Source organism: Phenylobacterium aquaticum (assembly GCF_022695515.1).
Classification (GTDB): Bacteria; Pseudomonadota; Alphaproteobacteria; order Caulobacterales; family Caulobacteraceae; genus Phenylobacterium; species Phenylobacterium aquaticum.
The window spans coordinates 1-19,113 of sequence record NZ_JALDPT010000036.1; the positions used below are offsets into that span (position 1 = coordinate 1).

The 19,113-nt window shown below is 70.1% G+C and carries 20 protein-coding genes and 2 pseudogenes; 8 read left to right on the top strand and 14 right to left on the bottom strand.

What is annotated here, in order from left to right:
- Positions 1–439: pseudogene (locus tag MQH10_RS21150) on the bottom strand (citrate synthase); the annotation flags it as partial.
- A 102-nt stretch (positions 440–541) separates the two neighbouring features.
- Between MQH10_RS21150 and MQH10_RS21155 the strand changes: the two are divergent.
- The gene (locus tag MQH10_RS21155; protein ID WP_242565966.1) at positions 542–1,615 is read left to right on the top strand and encodes a citrate synthase/methylcitrate synthase; all 1,074 of its coding nucleotides are present in this window, start codon (positions 542–544) and stop codon (positions 1,613–1,615) included.
- A 22-nt stretch (positions 1,616–1,637) separates the two neighbouring features.
- Here the strand turns inward: MQH10_RS21155 and MQH10_RS21160 are convergent, their stop codons facing one another.
- Positions 1,638–2,660 (bottom strand): alpha/beta fold hydrolase, encoded by a 1,023-nt coding sequence (locus MQH10_RS21160; protein ID WP_242565967.1) that lies wholly within the window; start codon positions 2,658–2,660, stop codon positions 1,638–1,640.
- A gap of 168 nt (positions 2,661–2,828) precedes the next feature.
- Here MQH10_RS21160 and MQH10_RS21165 point away from each other — a divergent pair, with 168 nt between their 5' ends.
- Entirely contained in the window at positions 2,829–3,767 is a 939-nt protein-coding gene (locus tag MQH10_RS21165) for a cation diffusion facilitator family transporter (protein ID WP_242565968.1), read from the top strand.
- Positions 3,768–3,775: 8 nt separating this feature from the next.
- On the opposite strand, the gene MQH10_RS21170 is transcribed toward MQH10_RS21165, so the two are convergent.
- Positions 3,776–4,270, bottom strand: a complete 495-nt coding sequence (locus MQH10_RS21170) for a hypothetical protein (RefSeq protein WP_242565969.1) — start codon at positions 4,268–4,270, stop codon at positions 3,776–3,778.
- A 224-nt stretch (positions 4,271–4,494) separates the two neighbouring features.
- Between MQH10_RS21170 and fzlA the strand changes: the two are divergent.
- Together fzlA and queG are read left to right on the top strand one after the other, a co-directional pair.
- Positions 4,495–5,168: pseudogene (gene fzlA / locus MQH10_RS21175) on the top strand (FtsZ-binding protein FzlA).
- Positions 5,149–6,285 (top strand): tRNA epoxyqueuosine(34) reductase QueG, encoded by a 1,137-nt coding sequence (gene queG, locus MQH10_RS21180; protein ID WP_242565970.1) that lies wholly within the window; start codon positions 5,149–5,151, stop codon positions 6,283–6,285. Before fzlA ends, queG begins: the two are co-directional and overlap by 20 nt.
- Before the next feature lie 4 nt (positions 6,286–6,289).
- On the opposite strand, the gene MQH10_RS21185 is transcribed toward queG, so the two are convergent.
- From MQH10_RS21185 to rfbC, 8 genes are all read right to left on the bottom strand, one after another.
- Entirely contained in the window at positions 6,290–7,078 is a 789-nt protein-coding gene (locus tag MQH10_RS21185) for a class I SAM-dependent methyltransferase (protein ID WP_242565971.1), read from the bottom strand.
- Positions 7,075–7,812 (bottom strand): hypothetical protein, encoded by a 738-nt coding sequence (locus tag MQH10_RS21190; RefSeq protein WP_242565972.1) that lies wholly within the window; start codon positions 7,810–7,812, stop codon positions 7,075–7,077. The genes MQH10_RS21185 and MQH10_RS21190 overlap by 4 nt, the downstream gene beginning before the upstream one ends.
- Positions 7,813–7,974: 162 nt before the next feature.
- Complete coding sequence (locus MQH10_RS21195) at positions 7,975–8,616, bottom strand: glutathione S-transferase family protein (RefSeq protein ID WP_242565973.1); 642 nt, start codon at positions 8,614–8,616, stop codon at positions 7,975–7,977.
- Between the two features lie 2 nt (positions 8,617–8,618).
- Positions 8,619–9,437 (bottom strand): crotonase/enoyl-CoA hydratase family protein, encoded by an 819-nt coding sequence (locus MQH10_RS21200; RefSeq protein WP_242565974.1) that lies wholly within the window; start codon positions 9,435–9,437, stop codon positions 8,619–8,621.
- A 14-nt stretch (positions 9,438–9,451) separates the two neighbouring features.
- Positions 9,452–10,363, bottom strand: coding sequence for a glutathione S-transferase family protein (locus MQH10_RS26560; protein WP_272887072.1), 912 nt, complete (start codon positions 10,361–10,363; stop codon positions 9,452–9,454).
- Positions 10,364–10,452: 89 nt separating this feature from the next.
- Positions 10,453–11,898 carry an MFS transporter gene (locus tag MQH10_RS21210; protein ID WP_242565975.1) on the bottom strand — a complete coding sequence of 482 codons (1,446 nt, stop codon included), beginning with the start codon at positions 11,896–11,898 and terminating at the stop codon, positions 10,453–10,455.
- 104 nt (positions 11,899–12,002) lie between these two features.
- Positions 12,003–12,836 carry an acyl-CoA thioesterase gene (locus MQH10_RS21215; protein ID WP_242565976.1) on the bottom strand — a complete coding sequence of 278 codons (834 nt, stop codon included), beginning with the start codon at positions 12,834–12,836 and terminating at the stop codon, positions 12,003–12,005.
- 2 nt (positions 12,837–12,838) lie between these two features.
- Entirely contained in the window at positions 12,839–13,396 is a 558-nt protein-coding gene (gene rfbC, locus MQH10_RS21220) for a dTDP-4-dehydrorhamnose 3,5-epimerase (RefSeq protein ID WP_242565977.1), read from the bottom strand.
- A 30-nt stretch (positions 13,397–13,426) separates the two neighbouring features.
- Here rfbC and MQH10_RS21225 point away from each other — a divergent pair, with 30 nt between their 5' ends.
- Entirely contained in the window at positions 13,427–14,284 is an 858-nt protein-coding gene (locus tag MQH10_RS21225; RefSeq protein ID WP_242565978.1) for a glycosyltransferase family 2 protein, read from the top strand.
- On the top strand, positions 14,275–14,466 hold the full coding sequence (locus tag MQH10_RS21230) for a hypothetical protein (RefSeq protein ID WP_242565979.1): 192 nt from the start codon (positions 14,275–14,277) through the stop codon (positions 14,464–14,466). The genes MQH10_RS21225 and MQH10_RS21230 overlap by 10 nt, the downstream gene beginning before the upstream one ends.
- Here the strand turns inward: MQH10_RS21230 and argE are convergent.
- Positions 14,426–15,604: an acetylornithine deacetylase gene (gene argE / locus MQH10_RS21235; protein ID WP_242565980.1), complete on the bottom strand. Its 1,179-nt coding sequence runs from the start codon at positions 15,602–15,604 to the stop codon at positions 14,426–14,428. The two genes, MQH10_RS21230 and argE, sit on opposite strands and share 41 nt — an antisense overlap.
- A 143-nt stretch (positions 15,605–15,747) precedes the next feature.
- On the opposite strand from argE, the gene purU reads away from it, so the two are divergent.
- Positions 15,748–16,596 carry a formyltetrahydrofolate deformylase gene (gene purU, locus MQH10_RS21240; RefSeq protein ID WP_242565981.1) on the top strand — a complete coding sequence of 283 codons (849 nt, stop codon included), beginning with the start codon at positions 15,748–15,750 and terminating at the stop codon, positions 16,594–16,596.
- Between the two features lie 77 nt (positions 16,597–16,673).
- Complete coding sequence (locus MQH10_RS21245; protein WP_242565982.1) at positions 16,674–18,191, top strand: sensor histidine kinase; 1,518 nt, start codon at positions 16,674–16,676, stop codon at positions 18,189–18,191.
- Here MQH10_RS21245 and MQH10_RS21250 read toward each other — a convergent pair.
- Together MQH10_RS21250 and MQH10_RS21255 are read right to left on the bottom strand one after the other, a co-directional pair.
- A complete protein-coding gene (locus MQH10_RS21250) occupies positions 18,188–18,607 on the bottom strand; it encodes a response regulator (RefSeq protein WP_242565983.1) in 420 nt (139 codons plus the stop codon). The genes MQH10_RS21245 and MQH10_RS21250 overlap by 4 nt on opposite strands.
- A gap of 66 nt (positions 18,608–18,673) precedes the next feature.
- Complete coding sequence (locus tag MQH10_RS21255; RefSeq protein WP_242565984.1) at positions 18,674–19,036, bottom strand: nuclear transport factor 2 family protein; 363 nt, start codon at positions 19,034–19,036, stop codon at positions 18,674–18,676.
- Positions 19,037–19,113 lie beyond the last annotated feature (77 nt).

Here is a 19,113-nt window from a genome sequence, read left to right on the forward strand (position 1 = left end):
GCCAGGGCCGCGAAGGCCGGGCGCGCATGTCGTCCCCCGGCGGGGGCGCCGGCCGATCCGTGCGCTTCAGGGCCGCGCCATGGCCGCCCCGCAGCAGCCGGGCCGTCGATTCCAGCGTCTCGGTCCCCGCCAGCTCCACCGCGTCGCGGCCCCGATAGAACAGCCGGCCGGCCGAGACGGTGGTGATGGCGCTGGACAGCACCGGCTCGCCCCAGGCGATGGCGCCGGCGGCCACGTCGGACGGCTTGCGGCTGCGGGCCTTGCGCTGGGTCAGCTGGGCGATGTCGGCCGAGCGATAGAGGCTGCGCCGCGGATCGCCGGGATCGGGGCGCGTCTGCACCCGCCCGCGGCTCACATAGGCGTAGAGGGTCTGGGGTCGGACCCCCAGCCGCGCGCGCGCCTCGTCGGCGCCGATCCAGTCCTGGGCTTTGTCGGGCATATGTTGATTATATTGATCAAGATTGACGACCGCAGTCTGAAGGCAATTATCCGCAGCCGCAAGGGGCCTCCCCGCCCCTTCCTGGAAAGACTGGAGAACGCCATGTCCGATGGACTGGAAGACGTCGTCGCCGCCGACACCGTGCTGTCCGATGTGGACGGCCGGGCCGGGCGGCTGATCATCCGCGGCCATTCCCTGGACGAGCTGGCCGGCCGCGTCAGCTTCGAAGCCGCCGCCCGCCTGCTGTTCGACGGCTTCTTCGAGGGCCTGCCGGACGACCTGACCGCGGCCCTGGGCGTCGCCCGGGTCGAGGTGTTCGCAGAGGTGGCCGCGCTGGACACCGGCCTGCTGGACCGCACCCCGATCGAGGCCATGCGCGCGCTGACCGCCCGCCTGGGCGACGGCGACAGCCTGGAGGTCGCCCTGCGCCTGATGGCCGCCCCGGCCGTCTTCACCGCCGCGACCGTCCGCGCCCAGGCCGGCGAGGCGCCCGTGGCGCCGGATCCGAAGCTGGGCCACGCCGCCGACATCCTGCGCATGCTGCGCGCAGCCCCGGCCTCCAAGGCCGAGATCGACGCTCTCGACACCTATCTGGTGACGGTCTGCGACCATGGCCTGAACGCCTCGACCTTCGCCGCCCGCGTGGTGGCCTCGACCCGCGCCGGCCTGACCTCGGCCGTGCTGGCCGGGATCAGCGCGCTCAAGGGGCCGCTGCATGGCGGCGCGCCGGGTCCGATCATCGACATGCTGGACGGCATCGGGACCCCCGACAACGCCCGGACCTGGATCGAGGCGGCTCTGGCCCGCGGCGACCGGCTGATGGGCTTCGGCCACCGGGTCTATCGGGTGCGCGACCCCCGCGCCGACGCGCTCAAGGCCGCCGTGCGGCGGATGGGGGCCGGCGCCGGCCGCCTGGCCTTCGCCGAGGCCGTCGAGAGCGCCATCCTGTCGATCCTCAAGGCGCACAAGCCGGACCGTCCGCTCGACACCAATGTCGAGTTCTACACCGCGCTCCTGCTGGAAAGCCTGGCCTTCCCGCCCTCGACCTTCACCTGCGTCTTCGCCATGGGCCGGGTGGCGGGCTGGATCGCCCACGCCCGCGAGCAGCTGGCCGGCGGCCGCCTGATCCGGCCGGCCTCGCGCTATGTCGGCCCCCTGCCGAAGGCGGCGGCCTGATCCCCTTCCCGTCCGCCGCCCTCTAGGGGGGCGGCGGATGGATGGAGAGACTGGTCGCGGCCCGGGCCAGGGCCTGGGCGTAGATCGTCCGGTCGGCGGCCTTCAGGGCGAACCGGTTCGCCGCCGGTCCGTCCCCCCGGGTCGGAAAGACGCTGCGGTCGATGCCCCCCGCCAGGGTCAGGGTGACGTCCTCCCAGAAGACCGGCTGGTCGAAATAGAAGCAGTGGGTGACGACGGGGCTCAGCAGGTCGGTGATGGCCACATAGTGCTCGGCGAAGAAGCCGCTGCAGTCGACCTCGCACATCAGGGCCGGGGCGTCGTCGGGCAGGCCCACCCGCCCCATCCGCGGCGCCAGCTCCAGCCGCTTGGCGTTGGAGGCGGCGAGCGCCTTGTCATAGCGGTTGCAATAGGCGGTGACCCGGCCCCCGTGTCGGCCGAAGGCCTTGGCGGTGACCGTGTCGGCCGAGAACACCGAGTGGTCCACATCGGCCGAGGCGAACAGGATCTGGCCGATCCGCCAGTCCGGCGGCACGTCTTGATAGGACCAGGTGAAGGCCTGCTGGACCACGAAGCCGCCCATGGAGTGGGCCAGGACATGGACGCCGATGGTGCAGTCGGCCTGCTGGGCCTGCTGCAGGACGGCGATGCCCGCCGAGACCAGCTCGTCGGCGGCGTCGCGGGCCTTCTTGCGGTCGTCCAGATAGGCGAAGACCAGGCCGTCCGACGGCCAGTCATAGCTGATGACCTGGCCCCGCCATCCCGCCGCGGCGAGACCCTCGACGCACTTCATGTGGAAGCTGCGGGCCGAGGCATGGCTGACATTGAAGCCGTGCACCAAGAACAGCACGTCGCCCGAGCGGACCGGATCCACCCGGTTGCCGGCCTGGGGCGGATCGAATCCCGCCATGATCTGGGCCAGCCAGCGTCGGGGATTGGTCCCCAGATCCTGTTCCGGGCCGGCCTCGTCCTCGAAGGTGAGATAGCGCGCCGGACCCATGGCCCGGTCATCGCCCCGCTTGCGCGTCGTGATCATGAACTGAGGCATGCCGGCCCTCCTCTGTGGGCGCCCGAAGGGGCGCCAACCGGTGCGGTTCCGATCATAGGTGCGGGCCCGCGAATGACAACCTCAGGGAGATTTTTCGTCGACAATGATCCGGCGGCTTGCGAGTCGTTCTCGCTGTTTACCGCCGGGCGGCGCGGCTAAAACGCGGCGATGAGCACGCCCAAAGGCCTCTCGGCCACCGACACCGCCGCCCTGACCCGTCGCGTCACCATGCTGTCGGTTGCGACGGCGACGGTGCTGGTGACGATCAAGGCGATCGCCTGGATCGCCTCGGGCTCGGTGGCCCTGCTGGCCTCCATGGCCGATTCCGGGCTCGACCTGGTCGCCTCCCTGATCACCTTCTTCGCCGTGCGCTACGCCGCCGCCCCGCCGGATGACGAGCACCGGTTCGGCCACGGCAAGGCCGAGGCCTTTTCCAGCCTGGTCCAGGCCGGCCTGGTGTTCGCCTCCGCCGCCCTGATCGGCCAGGAGGCCCTGCGCCACCTCGCCGCCCCGCACCCCCTGGCCCAGGAGGGCTGGGCTGTGGCGGTGATGGCGATCTCCACCCTTTTGACCTTCCTGCTGATCGCCGCCCAGACCCGGGTTCTGAAACAGACCAACTCCGTGGCGGTGTCCGGCGACCGGGCGCATTACGCCACCGACCTGGCCTCGAACATCATCGCCCTGTTCGGCATCGCCGCCTCGGCGGTGATCGGGGTGAACGGCCTGGACGCGATCGCAGCCCTGGCCGTGACTGGCCTGTTGCTCTGGGGCGCGATCAGCGTGTTCCGGGAAGCCTCCCATCAGCTGATGGACCGCGAACTGCCGGAAGAGGACCGCGAACGGATCATCGCCCTGCTCACTGAGGACGGCCGCCTGACCGACGTGCACCAGCTGCGGACCCGGGCCTCAGGGCCTTACGTCCACATCCAGATGCATGTGGACCTCGATCCGGCCCTGACCCTGGAAGAGGCCCATTCGGTGATGGTCGAGGCGGAGAAGCGGGTGCTGGTCCACTTCCCCGCCGCCGATATCCTGATGCACCCCGATCCGCGCGGCCGGGCCGAGCCGCATGGCGGCGCCTTCGCCGAGATGCACGCCCACGGCTGAGCCGCCGGCTAGAGCGCCAGCAGCAGGATCGGCAGCACGGCCCCGGCCGCCAGCAGGCCCAGGATCAGGCCGCGGCCCCGCGGCGCCAGCAGGCTGATCCAAACCCCCAGCACGGTGGAGACGGCCAGCGCGACCGCTGCGGCGAAGAACAGCGCCTTCAGCAGGACCTTGGCGGGATCGGCCTTCTTCTCCGCCTCGCGCGGCGGGGCGGGCTTGGCCGCGGCCGGGGCGGCCGGCGCCGGCGCGGCGGCGCGCTCGGGCCGCTTGGGCTTGAGGGCGAAGCGCTGATGGATATGGACCTGACCGAGCTTCTCGATGATCGGCGCCGGCTTGTAGCCGCCCTCGCCCGCCTCATGCAGCCCATAGACCTGGAGCGCGCCGGTGAGGGCGAACAGCAGGATCACCGGGGCGAAGAAGACCCCCAGATAGAGGTGAACCTTTCGCAGCAAGCGGTTCAGCTGAGCCGGGCTCCAAGATGTGCGGGCGGGCGTCGCGGCGGTCATCAAACGTCTCCTGGGGGAAGGACAGGCGGGAGCGGGAACCTCCCGCGCGGGCCTCGCGCCGCACGCGGCGGCGCGCCTTGATCCAGAGCAGGATTCGGCGAAAGTCCGAAAAAGGTCGGGGCGGACCACAGGCCGCAGGCGATTCACGCCGCGAACAGGCCTAAGTAAACGTCAACTTAACGGGTCCGCGCGTTCATTCCGCTTTGCCCCAGCCTGCCTTGTTCATGAGCGACACCCGAACCCTTTTCCATTTTCCGCTCGACCCCGCTTCCCGTCAGGTCCGCCTGGCCCTGGGCGAAAAGCGGCTGGCCTTCACCGAGCAGGCGGTGCGCTACTGGGAGCGTCCGGCCGATCTGGTGGCGATGAATCCGTCCGGCCTGACCCCGGTCATGCGCGAGGGCGACCTGGTGCTGTGCGAGAGCCGCGCCATCCTCGACCATCTGGAAGAGACCTATCCGGAGCCGCCGCTCCTGGGCCGCGAGCCGGCCGAGCGCGCCGAGGCGCGCCGGCTGCTGCAATGGTTCGATCGCAAGTTCGACTATGAGGTCGGCGGCTTCCTGCTGCACGAGAAGATGGAGAAGCGCCTCCTGGGTCTGGCGCGCCCGACCTCGCCAGCCTGCGCCAGGGGCGCGAGGCCCTGCGCAGCCACCTGCTCTATATCGACAGCCTGCTGGGGCAGCGCGACTGGCTGGCCGGCCAGCGGCTGTCCATGGCCGACTTCGCCGCCGCGGCCCACCTGTCGGTCATCGACTATTTCGGCGATGTGCCCTGGAACGACTTCACCGGGGTCAAGACCTGGTACATGAAGCTGAAGTCGAGACCGGCCTTCCGGCCGCTGCTGGCCGATCGTTGGCCCGGCCTCGCGCCGGCGCCCCATTATGACGATCTCGACTTCTGACGCAGACCTGATCCGCAAGCGGGCCCGTGAGCTGGGCTTCGACGTCTGCCGCTTCACCGAGGTCGAGAGCGCCTGGCCGGCCGGCGCGCGCCTGGCCGAATATGTCGCGCAGGGCCGCCACGGCGAGATGGGCTGGATGGCAGACACCCTGGAGCGCCGCGCCCATCCGCGCGCCATGTGGGATGGCGCGCGCTCGGCCGTCGTACTGGGCATGAACTACGGCCCGCAGCATGATCCCCTGACCCTGCTCGACCACCCGACGCGGGGCATGATCTCGGTCTACGCCCAGGGCGACGACTATCACGAGCTGATCAAGGGCCGGCTGAAGCAGCTGGCCTCGTTCATGGCCGCCCAGCATCCCGCCGAGCTGAAGGTGTTCGTCGACACCGCGCCCCTGATGGAGAAGCCCCTGGCCGAGCGCGCCGGCCTAGGCTGGCAGGGCAAGCACACCAATCTGGTCAGCCGCGAGTTCGGCTCCTGGCTGTTCCTGGGGGTGATCCTCACCGCGCTCGACCTGCCGCCGGACCCGGCCGGCCAGGACCACTGCGGCCAGTGCCACGCCTGCCTGGACGCCTGCCCGACGAAGGCCTTCCCGGCCCCCTATCAGCTCGATGCGCGCCGCTGTATCTCCTACCTGACCATCGAGCTGAAGGGCCCGATCCCGACGGAGTTCCGCCCGGCGCTGGGAAATCGCATCTATGGCTGCGACGACTGCCTGGCGGTCTGCCCCTGGAACAAGTTCGCCTCCGATGCTCGCGAGAAACGGCTGCACGCCCGCCAGGCCCTGAAGGAGCCCCGGCTCAGCGACCTGGTGCAGCTGGACGATCCCACCTTCCGCCTGCTGTTCGCCAAGGGTCCGGTGAAGCGCATCGGCCGCGACCGCTTCATCCGCAATGTCCTCTACGCCATCGGCAACAGCGGCGACTCAGGCGCGACCGTGGTGGTCGAACCCCTGCTCGCCGACCCCGACCCCACCGTACGCGGCGCGGCGGTCTGGGCCCTGTCGCGGCTTCATGAGGCGGCGGCGTTCGAGGCGCTGAGGGCGGCGCATCTGCCGGCGGAGACGGACCCAGGCGTGCGCGCCGAATGGACCCTGCCCGACCCACACATCGCCTAGGCCGTCACGGCGCCGTCGACTTGCGCCCCGAGACCATCTCGACAGGACCCATGGCGCGGCGGGTGTTGAGCGGCCAGGGAATGCCAAGTGCGGCGACAAGAGGCTCACGACGCAGCGCGAGGACGGGGGCCAGAACCGCCTGCAGATCGCCCAGATCCCCATAGTCGGCCCGATCCGCGAACCGATCGATGAAGACGAAGCGACCGCCGGGCTTCAGGACGCGCAGGGCCTCGGCCACGGCCGCGACGGGACCGCGCCTCGCCGCGCCCACCGGCGCGCGAACCTCGTGAAAGCACATCACTGAGACCACGAGGTCGAACCTTTCATCGGCGAACTCCAGGCGCGCCGCGTCCATTCGGCGAAAGACCGCCTGACACCCCTGCTTTGCGAGCCGCGCCTCACACGCGGCCTGGGCATAGTCCCAGTCGCGCCCCCAGAAATCGACGCCGGTCGCGACGAGGCCCGGCGCGTCATCCAGCAAGGCGATCAGCAGGCTCCCGTCGCCGCAGCCGATATCGAGCAGGTCGGCCTGCGCGTCGGGCGGCGGGGCCAGACGGGCGACGACGGATTGGTGGATCCGGCGCTCCCAGTCGCCCCGGCCGGGCGACAGCTGATCCCGGATTCGCATCATCACAAAGGTCGCCCAACCCGCGCCGAGCGCGGGGATCAGGAGCAGCAGGAAAAGCGGCGACCAGAGGGCGCCGACCGCCGCAGCCGCCGCGAGCCCCAGGGCCAGGGCCCCCGCCTGGCGAATGCGCCGGCTGGGGATCCAGTTCGATGTCCTTGCGGTCATGTGTCGTCTCCCGACCAGAGATCGACCAGTTCCCGGTCCAGGGCGGCGACCCGTGCGCGCCAGGCGGCGTTGAGGGCGTCCAGCGGATAGTCGGCGCCGCACAGGTCCCGTGGGAAGGGCGGCTCGCCCTGAACGGCGATGCGGTACCAGGTCGGCGCGGCCTGAACGCAACGCCAGGCGGCCTCGGCGGGGGCCAGATCGGCGGCGTCGATATAGTCGAGGAGCTGGCGATGAAACTGGCGCAGCTCCGTTGTCCGCGCCCGTAGGCCCCAGATGGCCGACAGCCTGTCGCGCGCGCCTGGATCGACCTCGTCGGCGCGGAACACGATGACGCCCTGCGCGAGTCCGGTCCGTCGCAGTGCCGGCCCGATCAGGTCTTCCGTGGTCCGGGCCCCGACCCAGACCGACCTCTGCAGCGGCCGAAACCCATAGCGCGCGAAGAGATCGCGCAGGGCCGGGAGATCGGCGGCCTCCCCCTCCAGCACCACGCAGAGGGTGTAGCCGGAGATCCGCGCCATCAGCGCCCGCGCGGCGGCGGCCTCCTCCCGGCTGGCGGGACCCAGCCTGTAGCGCCCATCGACGACCTCGAGTGAGCCAGCGGCGCAGGCGCGGCTGAGGGCCGTGCGCAGGGCGCCGTCGCGCACCCCGCACCGCTCGGCCAGGGGGCGGATGGCGGACAGACGCGGCGCAGGGGCCTGACGCAGGGCGGGATGGACCGACTGAAGGACGGGCATGGCGTGCGCCACCTCCCGTGCGGTCAATCGCCAGTCCAATGGCGTGAATGTTACATCTTTCCGCATGATAATTCTATATTATGTAACGACTCAAGCCGCCGTCAAGACCTCCGACCGACATGACACCTGTTCAATAAGTTCATGAAGCGCTGGCGCCCCGGCTCACCCCTGCCAGTCCGGCGTCCCCTCGGCGGCCTGCGCCCGCTTGGCCCCCTGGAAGCCCGGCCGCGCCTGCAGCCTGGCCCAATAGGCGGCGATCTGCGGGCTGAAGCGCTCGGACAGGCCGAGCGTCTCCGCCAGCAGCAAGGCGTAGCCGATCGAGATGTCGGCGCCCGTGAAACGCCCGGCGCAGTACCAGCCGCCGTCCGGGATGATCTCGTTCAGCACCTTCAGCCGTGAGACGAACCAGCGGCCATAGTCCTCGGCGACCTGGGGATTGCGCCGCTCTTTGGGCTCCAGCCGCGTGTAGCGGAGCACCAGGGTCTGGGGGAAGGTGAGCGTCGCCTCCCCGAAATGCAGGCCGTTCAGCCAGGCGCCATAGGCCGGATCGCCCGGCTCCACCGACAGGGCCGTCGGCCCGTTGCGGGTCGCCAGATATTGCACGATGGCGGCGGACTCGGTCATCCGGGTGGCGCCGTCGACCAGCAGCGGAATGGTGCCGAGCGGGTTCTCGGCCAGGTATTCCGGTTGCCGGACCCGGGGCGGGAACGGCAGCAGCTTGAGTTCATAGTCGAGGCCCAGCTCCTCCAGCGCCCAGAGGGCGCGGAAGGAGCGGGCGTCGGCGCAGTGGTACAGCGTCAGCATGCTCAGTCGGCGTAGACGGCGGGACGCTTCTGCATATTGCTCATCACCGCCTCGACCTGGTTGGGCGACGAGATCAGGGCCGTCTGCTCGGCGCTCTCGGCCTCCAGCAGCTCGCGCTGGGTGGCGTGGGCCTGCAGGGCGAACAGCCGCTTGGCGGCGCGGATGGCGGTCGGGCTCTTGCCGGCGATCTCGTTCGCCAGGGCCAGCGCCTCCGTGCGGGGATCGGCGCTGGTGCGGGTGGCGATGCCGATGCGCGCGGCCTCCTCGCCGTCGAAGATGCGGCCCGTATAGGTCAGCTCGCGGGCGATATCGTCGCGCACCATGCCCTTCAGCAGCACCATGCCGGCCATGTCGGGCACCAGGCCCCACTTGATCTCCATGATCGCCAGCTTGGTGTCGGGGGCGACCAGGCGGATGTCCGGGGCGATGGCCAGCTGGAAGCCGCCACCGAAGGCCACGCCGTGGATCGCGCCGATCACCGGCACCGGCTGCTCGCGCCACACCATGACCGCGTGCTGGGCGCGGTTGGAGCCGCCCTCGGTGCGGTTGGCGGTGACCAGGCTGCCGCCGGCCGAGCTTTCGCCGGCCTTGCGCTCGCCGGACGCCATCTTGCCGAAATTGCCCATGTCGAGCCCGGCGCAGAAGGCGCGGCCCTCGCCCGACAGCACGATGGCCCGCAGGCCCGCCTCGGTCTTCAGCCGCTCGCCGGTGTCGACCAGGGCCTGAAACATGGCGTCGTCCAGGGCGTTCATCTTGTCGACGCGGACCAGGCGGACGTCGGCGACGCCGTTGGTGATGGTGACCTGAATGCGGTCGGTCATGGGGAAGTCTCCTCTCAAATCTTGGCGCCGGGGATGGCGACGAAGCCCACCCGGGGGAAATGCAGATGCAGCCGGCCGAGGTCGGCGGTGTCGCGGGCGATGACCAGGCGCTGGGGGGTGGCGGCGACCACCGTCCCGGCGATCGGATCGCGGCCATAGTCGTCGGCCATGACCGTCACGGCCTGGCCGGGGGACAAGGGATCGGCGGCGTCGTGGGCCGGCGCGGGCCCGGGCTCGGCGGCCTTGGCGATCGCGAGCGCCGCGGCGCCGGTGATCTCGGTGCGATGGCCGTGCCCCAGGGCCGCCATGCGGCCCTTCCAGGCGGCGAGCCGGGTGAAGCCGGCGGTCAGCGCCGCCGCGGTGTCGGGCAGCGCGCCGCCCAGCCACCAGATGTTCATATAGGCCGCCACGTCGGCGAGGCCGGGCGCCTCGCCGCAGAGGAAGGGCGCGGCCGCCAGCCCCTCCTCGATCCAGCCCGCCTGGGCCCGCCACTGGACCCGCATGGGCCCCGCCGCCTGGGCCATGGCCGCCACGTCGAAGGGCCGGCCCGACAGCTTCTCACGGTCCTCGATGAAGGCCTTGGGCGTCAGGTGGCCCAGTTCGCCGAACACCACCGGCACGGTGGCGCCGAAGAACACGCGGTCGGCCCAGATGTTCACCCCCCAGTCGGCGCCGGGAGTGGGCCGCGCGGACGGAGCGCGGGCCTCGATCTCGGCCAGGATCACCTGGCTGTCGCAATAGATGTCGGCGCCGATCTGCATCACCGGCGCCTTGCGGTAGCCGCCGGTCAGGGGGACCAGGTCCGGCTTGGGCATCATGTTGGGGGTGAGCACCGAGGACCAGGCGAGGCCCTTGAGCCCCAGCATGACCCGCACCTTCTCCGAGAAGGGCGAGGTGTCGTAGTGGTGCAGGATGATCTCGGCCATGGCGTCCCCCAGGGGGCCGATCTCTCCCGGACCGGCCTTGAACTCCTAGGCTGTCACGGATTTCGGCCCGAGCCTACCGTGACCCCGCGTCAGGCCTGGCCAGGTTTTGCGTCGTCGATGATGGCGGTCACCGGCGCGCCGCCCAGGCTGTCGATGATCGGCGCCTCCTCGTAGCCCGCGGCCGGCAGGTCGTCGCGGCGCTCCAGCTCGCGGCGGATCTCGTCATGGCGATTGGCGTCCAGCCGCCAGCCCATCACACAGACCCCGCCCAGCATGACGAAGAAGATGGGGCCGAGAATATAGGCCAGCTCCAGGGCGTGGATGGCCTGGGGCGTGTTCTTGAAGCCTTCCTTGGCCACATAGCCCAGCTTGCCGAGCAGCGGGAAGGTCAGGCCGATGGAGAAGGCCGAGGCGATCTTGGCGGCCAGGGTGTTGAGCGCATAGATCAGGCTCAACCGCTCCTTGCCCTGTTCCAGCCGCACCTCGTCGCCGACATCGGCCAGCATGGCGCGGATCATCAGGTCGAAGCCGGCCGCCATGAAGCCGCACCAGAACATCACCGGCAGGGCCAGGACCACATTGCCCTTGGGCACGACCATGACCAGGCACAGGCCGATGGAATAGGCCGTGGTGGTGACCATCAGGGTGCGGTGCTTGCCGAGCTTCTGGGCCAGGCGGGCGGTGAGCGGCGCGCCGGCCACCCCGGCGATCACGTAGAGCAGCAAGAGACCCGAGGCGACGCCGGGGCTGTAGCCGCGGGAGTCGGTGAAGAAGAAGACGTAGAGCGCGCTCATCCAGCCCGGGCCGAGGGTCAGGGACATCTGGGCCAGGAACAGGCGCAGCAGGTCCGGCTTGACCAGCAGGGAGAGGTAGTCGCGGAAGCGGAACTGCTCGGACCCGTGGTCGCGGGTGATGGTCTCCGGCGTGCGCAGGCAGCAGATCGCCACGGTGATCGGGGTCAGCCAGAAGATGAACCAGCCCATGTCCCGCACCGACTGGGCGCCGGTGCGGCCGTAGTGGCCGGCCAGGATCGGGAACAGCAGGACGATCACCGCCCCGGTGACGCCCAGCATGGCGACCACCCCGAACACCCGGCTGCGCTCGTGGTACTGGGTCGAGAGCGTCGCGCCCCAGGCCGAGTGGCCCAGCGCCAGGATCGAATTGGCCAGGTAATAGATCAGCAGCCAGCCGATCAGATAGAGCTCGGAGACCCCGGCCGGCGCCTCGAACAGAGCCCAGACCGACAGCATCATCACCGGAATGCCGAGGGCGAGCCACGGCCGGTAGCGGCCGAAGGGCGTGCGGGTGCGGTCCATGACCACGCCGAGCACCGGGTCGACCCCGATGTCCAGCAGGCGCACGATCGCCCAGGCGGCGCCGACCGCGCCGAGGCTGACGCCCAGGTGGCTGGCGAAATAGGGGGGCAGATAGACGGCCACCGCGACGGCGAGGGCGCCCAACGGCAGGTTGGCGACGGAGAAGCCCAGAATGGTCGAGAAGGACAGGCGTCCTCCCGCCGGCGCAACGCTATTCAATCCGACCGCTCCCTCGGGCGCTTGATGACGCCACGTTCACTTATCTGCGGTCACTTGAAAGGCTCGGGGCCGCAAGGGCAAGTGAAGAACACGCCATCTTCACCTTAGCGATAGCGGATCAGGGCCTCCTGGGCCGCCGAGGCCACCAGCACGCCCTCCCGGTTGAAGATCGATCCACGGTTGAAGCCCCGTCCGCCCGAGCCCGAGGGGCTGTCCTGCACATAGAGATGCCACTGGCTGAAATCGGTCGGCTTATGGAACCACAGCGCGTGATCGAGACTGGCGACCTGCAGCCGCCCGTCGCTCCACAGGACCGCATGGGGCCGGAGCGACACGTCCAGCAGGGTCATGTCCGTGCCATAGGCCAGAGCGCACTGATGGGTCGGCACATCGTCGCCGAGCGGCGCGCGGGCGCGAAACCAGCACATGTCTTGCGGCGGCAGGGTGGTGGCCACCCCGTGCGGCTGCGGATCGCAGGGCTTCAGCTCCACCGGCCAGATCTTGCGGCTGGCGGGATCGAGGCCGGCCTGGGCGCGCAGCTCCTCCTCGTTGAGCAGGTCCTCGGGCGGCGGCGCGGCGGGCATGTCGATCTGGTGCTCGAACCCCTCCTCAGGGGTCTGGAACGAGGCGGCCAGGTTGAAGATCTGCTTGCCGTGCTGGATGGCCACCACCCGGCGGACCGCAAAGGATCCGCCGTCGCGCACCCGCTCGACCTGCAACAGGATCGGCACCTTGGGGTCGCCGGGCCGGATGAAATAGGAATGCAGCGAGTGGCAGTGACGCCCCTCGATGGTGCGATAGGCCGCCGCCAGGGCCTGGGCCACGACCTGGCCGCCATAGATCCGGCCGCGGTCGGGGTCGGGGGTATGGCCCCGGTACATGTCGAGCTCGAGCTGTTCGAGGTTCAGGATGGTCAGCAGTTCGTTGGGCTGATCCATGATCAGAAGCTCGCCTGCGGCATGTCGCGAAGCCGCGGCAACAGCTTGTCCTTGTCCGAGGTGATCGCCTGGGCCGGATCGATCCCCCAGTCGATGGCGAGGTCCGGATCGTTCCAGATCACCCCGCCCTCGGTCTGGGGCGCGTAGTCGCCGTCGACCTTATAGGCCAGCATGCAGTCGTCGGTCAGGGTGCTGTAGCCATGGGCGAAGCCGCGCGGCACCAGCAATTGTTCGCCACCCTCGGCGGTCAGCCGGGCGCCGACCCATTGGCCGAAGGTCGCCGAGCCGGGGCGAACGTCGACGGCGACGTCATAGATGGCGCCGCTCAGCACCCGCACCAGCTTGGCCTGGGGGTGGGGCGACTGCTGGAAGTGCAGGCCGCGGACCGTGCCGGCGCGGGCGTTAAAGGCCTGGTTGTCCTGCACGAAGTCATGGTCTAGCCCGGCGCCCTGAAAGGCGCGGCGGCTCCAGGTTTCGGTGAACCAGCCCCGCGCATCGCCATGGCGCTTGGGCGTGATAAGCAGGACTTCCGGAAGGGCGAGCGGCGTGATGGTCGTCATGGTCTACCGATATCGAGGAACCGCCACCGCATGACCCAGGCCAACGGGGAAGACAAGACCGAAGCGCCGCTTGTCACCGTGGTCATCGTCGCCTACCGCAGCGGCCCGACCCTGGCGGCCTGCGTCGAACGCCTGGCGGCCCAGACCTTCCGCGACTTCGAGCTGGTGCTGGTGGACAACGCCTCGCCCGACCGCGAGGCCCAGGCTGTGGCCGCCGCCCACCCCTTCGCCCGCCTGGTCGAGAACGCCGACAATCTGGGATTCGCCGCGGCCATGAACCAGGGCGCCCAGGCCGCCCGCGGCCGCTGGCTGGCCCTCCTGAACCCCGACGCCTTTCCCGAGCCCGATTGGCTGGAGGCACTGCTGGCCGCGGCCGACCGCCACCCCCAGGTCCGCTCCTTCACCGCCCGCCAGCTGATGGACCACGATCCGGCGATCCTCGACGGCCTGGGCGACGTGATGAGCGGCCCCTGCATCCCCTATCGCGGCGGATATATGCGTCCCGACCCCGGCGACACGCCGGAGGGCTATGTCTTTTCCCCCTGCGGCGCGGCCATGCTGATCGACCGGGCCCTGTTCCTGGAGCTCGGCGGGTTCGACGAGACCTTCTTCTGCTATTGCGAGGACGTCGACCTGGGCTACCGCCTGCAGCTGGCCGGGGAGCCGACCGTGGTGGCGCCCAAGGCGGTGATCCGGCATGTGGGCTCGGCCTCGTCGGGCGGCCCGAAGTCGGAGTTCGCCGTCTTCCACGGGACCCGCAACCGCTTCTGGGTGCTGGTCAAGGACACCCCCTGGGCCCTGCTGCCCATCGTCCTGCCCCTGCACATCCTGGCGGTGCTGGTGATCTCGACCGGGTCGAGGGCCGCAAGCAGGTCCCGGTGGTGCTGAAAGCCTATCGCGCGGCGTTCAAGGACATCGGCCTGGCCCTGGCCGGCCGCCGCAAGGCCCAGGGCATGCGCCGCGTCTCGGCCTGGCGGATCGCCCGGGCCATGACCTGGAACGTCCAGGACCTGCGCGGGCGGCGTCCCGTCATTCGCCCGATCGCGCCCAGTCGACCAGTCGCGCCATAAAGGCCGCCCCGCGCTCCATCTGAGAGATCTCGACGAACTCGTCCGGCTGGTGCGCCTGGTCGATGGAGCCGGGCCCGCAGATCACGGTGGAAAATCCGGCCCCCTGGAACTGGCCCGCCTCGGCGGCGAAGGCCACCACGCGGGCCGGGCCGTTGTCGCCGGCGAGACGCCGGGCGAAGGCCTCGGCGACCCCGCCCTCTTCCGGGTTCAGCGGCGGGGTGTTGGAACGCCGCTCGATCACCACGCCGGTCTCGGCGAACCGGGCCTTCAGGGCCGCGTCCAGCTCGGCGGCCTTGGCGTAGAAGCCCGCCAGGATCTGGTCGGGGTCCTGGCCGCCCTGGCAGCGCAGGTCGAAGAGGAACGAACATTCCCGCGCCAGGATGTTGCCGGCGGTGCCCCCGTTCACCACCCCGATGGTCAGGGTCGCGTGCTTGGGCGTGAAGGGCGAGGCGGGGTCGGCCTCCCGCTCCAGGGTCTCGGCGAGATCGGAGAGATAGGCCATCAGCTTGACCGCGGCCATGACCGCCGACGCGCCCAGCTGGGTCTGGCTGGAATGGGCCTCGTGGCCGGTGACGGTGACCTTGAAGGTCGAGATGCCCTTGTGGCCCCGCACCGCCTCCATATTGGTCGGCTCGCCCACCACGACCAGGGCCGGGCGCGGCAGTTCGGTGGCGATGACCTGGATCATGTCGGGCGCGCCCAGGCAGCCGATCTCCTCGTCATAGGAGAGCGCCAGATGGACCGGCTTCTTGGGGTCCGCGGCGGCCAGATCCGGCACGGCGGCCAGCGCCAGCGCCAGGAATCCCTTCATGTCGCAGGTTCCGCGCCCATAGAGCCGGCCGTCGCGGGCGGTGACGGTGAAGGGGTCGGAACTCCACGCCTGACCGTCGACCGGCACCACGTCGGTGTGGCCGGACAGGACCACCCCGCCCTCGATGAGCGGGCCGACCGTGGCGATGAGATTGGTCTTGGTCCCGTCGGCGTTGGGCACGCGGCGATGGGCGACGCCATGGTGGTCGAGATAGGCCTCCACCCATTGGATCAGGGCCAGGTTGGACAGCCGCGAGGTGGTGTCGAACCCCACCAGGGTCTGCAGGAGGTCGAGGGCGCGAGGCGCCAGCGTCTGGGCGAGGGACATGGCCGCCACCCTAGCCCCGCGGCCTAGCCCCGGCAAAGGCGTCCGCGCCGGCCGGCCGACGCCTCGCCGATCGGTGGTCGTTTTAAGGGCGGATGGGCGAAAAGGTTTGACGGCCGCGCCGTTCTTGGGCCTAGGGCCCAGACATGATCCTGACCCTCTCCTGCCCCGACCAGCCCGGAATCGTCGCCCGCGTCTCGACCTTCCTGTTCGAGCGCGGCTGCAACATCCTGGACGCCCAGCAGTTCGACGACCAGGAGACCGGCGTCTTCTTCATGCGGGTCGTCTTCGACCTGAAGGGCGACGGCGGCGACCTGGAGACCCTGCGCGCCGAGTTCGCGCCCATGGCCCAGGGCTTCTCCATGCGCTGGTCGATCCGCGACCCGAAGATCAAGCGCAAGGTGATGATCCTGGCCTCGCAGCAGGATCACTGCCTGGCCGACCTGCTCTATCGCTGGCGGCGCGGCGAGCTGCCCATGGAGTTGTCGGCGGTGGTCTCCAACCACGCCCGCGACACCTATGCCCACCTCGACCTGGCCGACGTGCCGTTCCATCACCTGCCGGTGACCCGCGCCACCAAGCTGGAGCAGGAGGCGGCGATCTGGAAGCTGATCCAGGACACCGGCACGGATCTGGTGGTGCTCGCCCGCTATATGCAGGTGCTGTCCGACGGCCTGGCGGCCAAGCTCGAGGAGCGGTGCATCAATATCCACCACTCGTTCCTGCCGGGCTTCAAGGGCGCCAAGCCCTATCACCAGGCCCACGTACGGGGCGTGAAGGTGATCGGGGCCACGGCCCACTACGTCACCGCCGACCTCGACGAGGGTCCGATCATCGAGCAGGACGTGGAGCGCATCAGCCACCGCGACACCCCGCGCGACCTGATCCGCAAGGGTCGCGACATCGAACGCCGGGTCCTGGCCCGCGCCGTCCGCTGGCGTCTGGAGGACCGCGTGCTGCTGAACGGATCCAAGACGATCGTCTTCACCGATTGACGCGGCGTCCACGGGAACCCAGGTTCAATCCAGGTTTTTAATCGCGACGGGGTGATCCCGCTAAGGAGCGCGGGATCATGGTCGCGGAAGGTGTGGCGGTGACGGGTTGGGACGAGACCGAGCGTCTGGCCGCGCTCGCCGCGACCGGCATTCTCGACACCCCGACCGAGCCCGCCTTCGACGATATCGTCCGCATCGCCAGCCTGGTGTGCCACGCCCCGATCGCGGTGGTGAACTTCGTCGCCGACACCCGCCAATGGTTCAAGGCCGAGGTGGGACTGGGCGCGCGGGAGACGCCGCTCAATGTCTCGATCTGCGCCAAGGCCCTGCTGACCGACGGCCTGACCGTGGTCCACGACCTGACCCGTGACACCCGCTTCGACGCCAATCCCCTGGTGACCGGCGACCCCAATCTGCGGTTCTACGCCGGGGCCCGGGTGGATTCGCCGGAGGGCCTGCCGCTCGGCACGGTCTGCGTGCTCGACTATGCGCCCAGGCCCGAGGGGCTGAGCTCCGAGCAGCGCCAGACCCTGGAGGCCCTGGCGCGCCAGGTGAAGGCCCAGCTGGCCATCCGCACCCAGGCCCGCGCCCTGAGCGACAGCGAGGCCCGGTTCCGCGCCATCGCCGACTCCATGCCCCAGATGGTCTGGTCCACCCAGCCAGACGGCTTCCACGACTATTACAATGCGCGCTGGTACGAGTTCACCGGCGCGCCCGCCGGCTCGACCGACGGGGAAGGCTGGAACGGCATGTTCCATCCCGAGGATCAGGACCGCGCCTGGGCCAAGTGGCGCCACTGCCTGGCGACCGGCGAGCCCTATGAGATCGAATACCGGCTGCGCCATCACAGCGGCGAATATCGCTGGACGCTCGGCCGGGCCCTGCCGATCCGCGACGCCGAGGGGCGGATCCAGCGCTGGTTCGGCACCTGCACCGACATCGACGCCGCCAAGCGGACCGCCCAGGAGCGCGAGCTGATCAGCCATGAGCTGAGCCACCGCATCAAGAACATCTTCTCGGTGATCTCCGGCCTGATCTCCCTCTCGGGTCGCCGCGAGCCGGCGCACCGCCAATTCGCCGACGCGCTGCGGGAACGGGTGGCGGCGCTCGGCCGGGCCCACGACTTCGTCCGGCCGCACAGCGAGCGCTCCCGCGCCGAGCATGTCGACACCACGGCCTTCACCCTGCTGGACGAGCTGTTCGCCCCCTACGCCCAGGGACACCCCGGCCGGTTCGTCATGACCGGCGACGATCTGGCGGTGGACGACCGGGCCGCGACGCCGCTGGCCCTGGTGTTCCACGAGCTGGCGACCAATGCCGCCAAGTACGGCGCCCTGTCGACGGAGCACGGTCGGGTGGAGATCACCGGTCGGAAGACCGATCAGACCTATGTCCTGACCTGGACCGAGCGCGGCGGCCCGCCCGTCCCGCCCGACCCCGGCCCGCCAGGCTTCGGCACCACCCTGTCGCAGATCAGCGTCGAGGGTCAGCTCGGCGGCCGTCTGCAAAGGCGCTGGGCGCCCGAGGGACTTGAGGTGGTGGTCGAGGCCCCGATCGACGCCTTCACCCGCGCGACGCCGCGGATCGGGTCCTAGCCGAACAGGCGCAGGGCCTGGGGCGCCGGCAGGGGCGGAACCCGTCCCTCGCGGCGCTGGATCGCATAGCGCAGCACGCTGGCGCTGTCGCGGCTGGAGCAGGGCTTGGGCAGCACGCCGATCGCCCCTGCGACGCCGTCGCCGAGCAGCGAGGGATTGGCGGTCATGAACACCACCGTGATCCCGTGCTCGCGGGCCAGCCTCTGGCCGATCTCGATCCCCGTCTCACCGTCACGCAGATTGATGTCGACAAGCGCGATGTCCGCCCCCTTGGCCGCCAGGTCGAGGGCGCTCGGCTTGTCGGCGGCGATGCCGACACATTCCAGGCCGAGATCGAGGGCCACGGCCTCCATGTCCAGGGCGACCAGGATCTCATCCTCGACGATCAGAACGGACTTGGTTTCAGCGTCTGGCACGGCGACCTCCGACGGCTTGAAGCGTCGAGCCGGCGAATGGTTCCGAGTCCCGACCCAATCTGGGGGTCAGGCGGTGGCCGCCAGGGTGTGGACATAGACCTCGTTGAGCACGATGCGGTCGCCCTTAAGGATCACCAGGTCGAAGCCGCGCAGGGCCGGCGCCGCCTTGGCGTCCTCGCCGATCACGCAGTACCAGCGGCCGCAGAAGCCGCCCGGGACCGGCCAGACCTCGTCGGGATCGTAGCGCATCGGCGGGGTCGCGCCGAACAGGCCGGTGAGATAGGCGCGCAAGGCCGCGTGGCCCTCGAGGCCGTGCGGAACCTGCTGGTCTGCATAGCGGCAGTCCGGCGCGTAGAAGCCCAGCAGGGCCTCGACGTCCTTGGCGCTCCAGGCGGCCAGCCAGCGGGCGTTGTAGTCGGCGATATCCATGGTCAGAGCTCCAGAACCCGGGCCCGTGCTCGGGCGTGAAGACGTCGGGCGGCAAGACCTCGGGGCCGGCCATGACC

What these genes read in the sequence shown, in the direction of transcription:
- purU (WP_242565981.1), top strand. Translation starts at nt 15,748, where the DNA reads ATGATCCTGACCCTCTCCTGCCCCGACCAGCCCGGAATCGTCGCCCGC.
- MQH10_RS21195 (WP_242565973.1), bottom strand. Translation starts at nt 8,616, where the DNA reads ATGCTGACGCTGTACCACTGCGCCGACGCCCGCTCCTTCCGCGCCCTC.
- MQH10_RS21215 (WP_242565976.1), bottom strand. Translation starts at nt 12,836, where the DNA reads ATGGATCAGCCCAACGAACTGCTGACCATCCTGAACCTCGAACAGCTC.
- MQH10_RS21155 (WP_242565966.1), top strand. Translation starts at nt 542, where the DNA reads ATGTCCGATGGACTGGAAGACGTCGTCGCCGCCGACACCGTGCTGTCC.
- MQH10_RS21190 (WP_242565972.1), bottom strand. Translation starts at nt 7,812, where the DNA reads ATGCCCGTCCTTCAGTCGGTCCATCCCGCCCTGCGTCAGGCCCCTGCG.
- MQH10_RS21160 (WP_242565967.1), bottom strand. Translation starts at nt 2,660, where the DNA reads ATGCCTCAGTTCATGATCACGACGCGCAAGCGGGGCGATGACCGGGCC.
- MQH10_RS21185 (WP_242565971.1), bottom strand. Translation starts at nt 7,078, where the DNA reads ATGACCGCAAGGACATCGAACTGGATCCCCAGCCGGCGCATTCGCCAG.
- queG (WP_242565970.1), top strand. Translation starts at nt 5,149, where the DNA reads ATGACGATCTCGACTTCTGACGCAGACCTGATCCGCAAGCGGGCCCGT.
- MQH10_RS21200 (WP_242565974.1), bottom strand. Translation starts at nt 9,437, where the DNA reads ATGACCGACCGCATTCAGGTCACCATCACCAACGGCGTCGCCGACGTC.
- MQH10_RS21170 (WP_242565969.1), bottom strand. Translation starts at nt 4,270, where the DNA reads ATGACCGCCGCGACGCCCGCCCGCACATCTTGGAGCCCGGCTCAGCTG.
- MQH10_RS26560 (WP_272887072.1), bottom strand. Translation starts at nt 10,363, where the DNA reads ATGGCCGAGATCATCCTGCACCACTACGACACCTCGCCCTTCTCGGAG.
- rfbC (WP_242565977.1), bottom strand. Translation starts at nt 13,396, where the DNA reads ATGACGACCATCACGCCGCTCGCCCTTCCGGAAGTCCTGCTTATCACG.
- MQH10_RS21245 (WP_242565982.1), top strand. Translation starts at nt 16,674, where the DNA reads ATGGTCGCGGAAGGTGTGGCGGTGACGGGTTGGGACGAGACCGAGCGT.
- argE (WP_242565980.1), bottom strand. Translation starts at nt 15,604, where the DNA reads ATGTCCCTCGCCCAGACGCTGGCGCCTCGCGCCCTCGACCTCCTGCAG.
- MQH10_RS21225 (WP_242565978.1), top strand. Translation starts at nt 13,427, where the DNA reads ATGACCCAGGCCAACGGGGAAGACAAGACCGAAGCGCCGCTTGTCACC.
- MQH10_RS21165 (WP_242565968.1), top strand. Translation starts at nt 2,829, where the DNA reads ATGAGCACGCCCAAAGGCCTCTCGGCCACCGACACCGCCGCCCTGACC.
- MQH10_RS21255 (WP_242565984.1), bottom strand. Translation starts at nt 19,036, where the DNA reads ATGGATATCGCCGACTACAACGCCCGCTGGCTGGCCGCCTGGAGCGCC.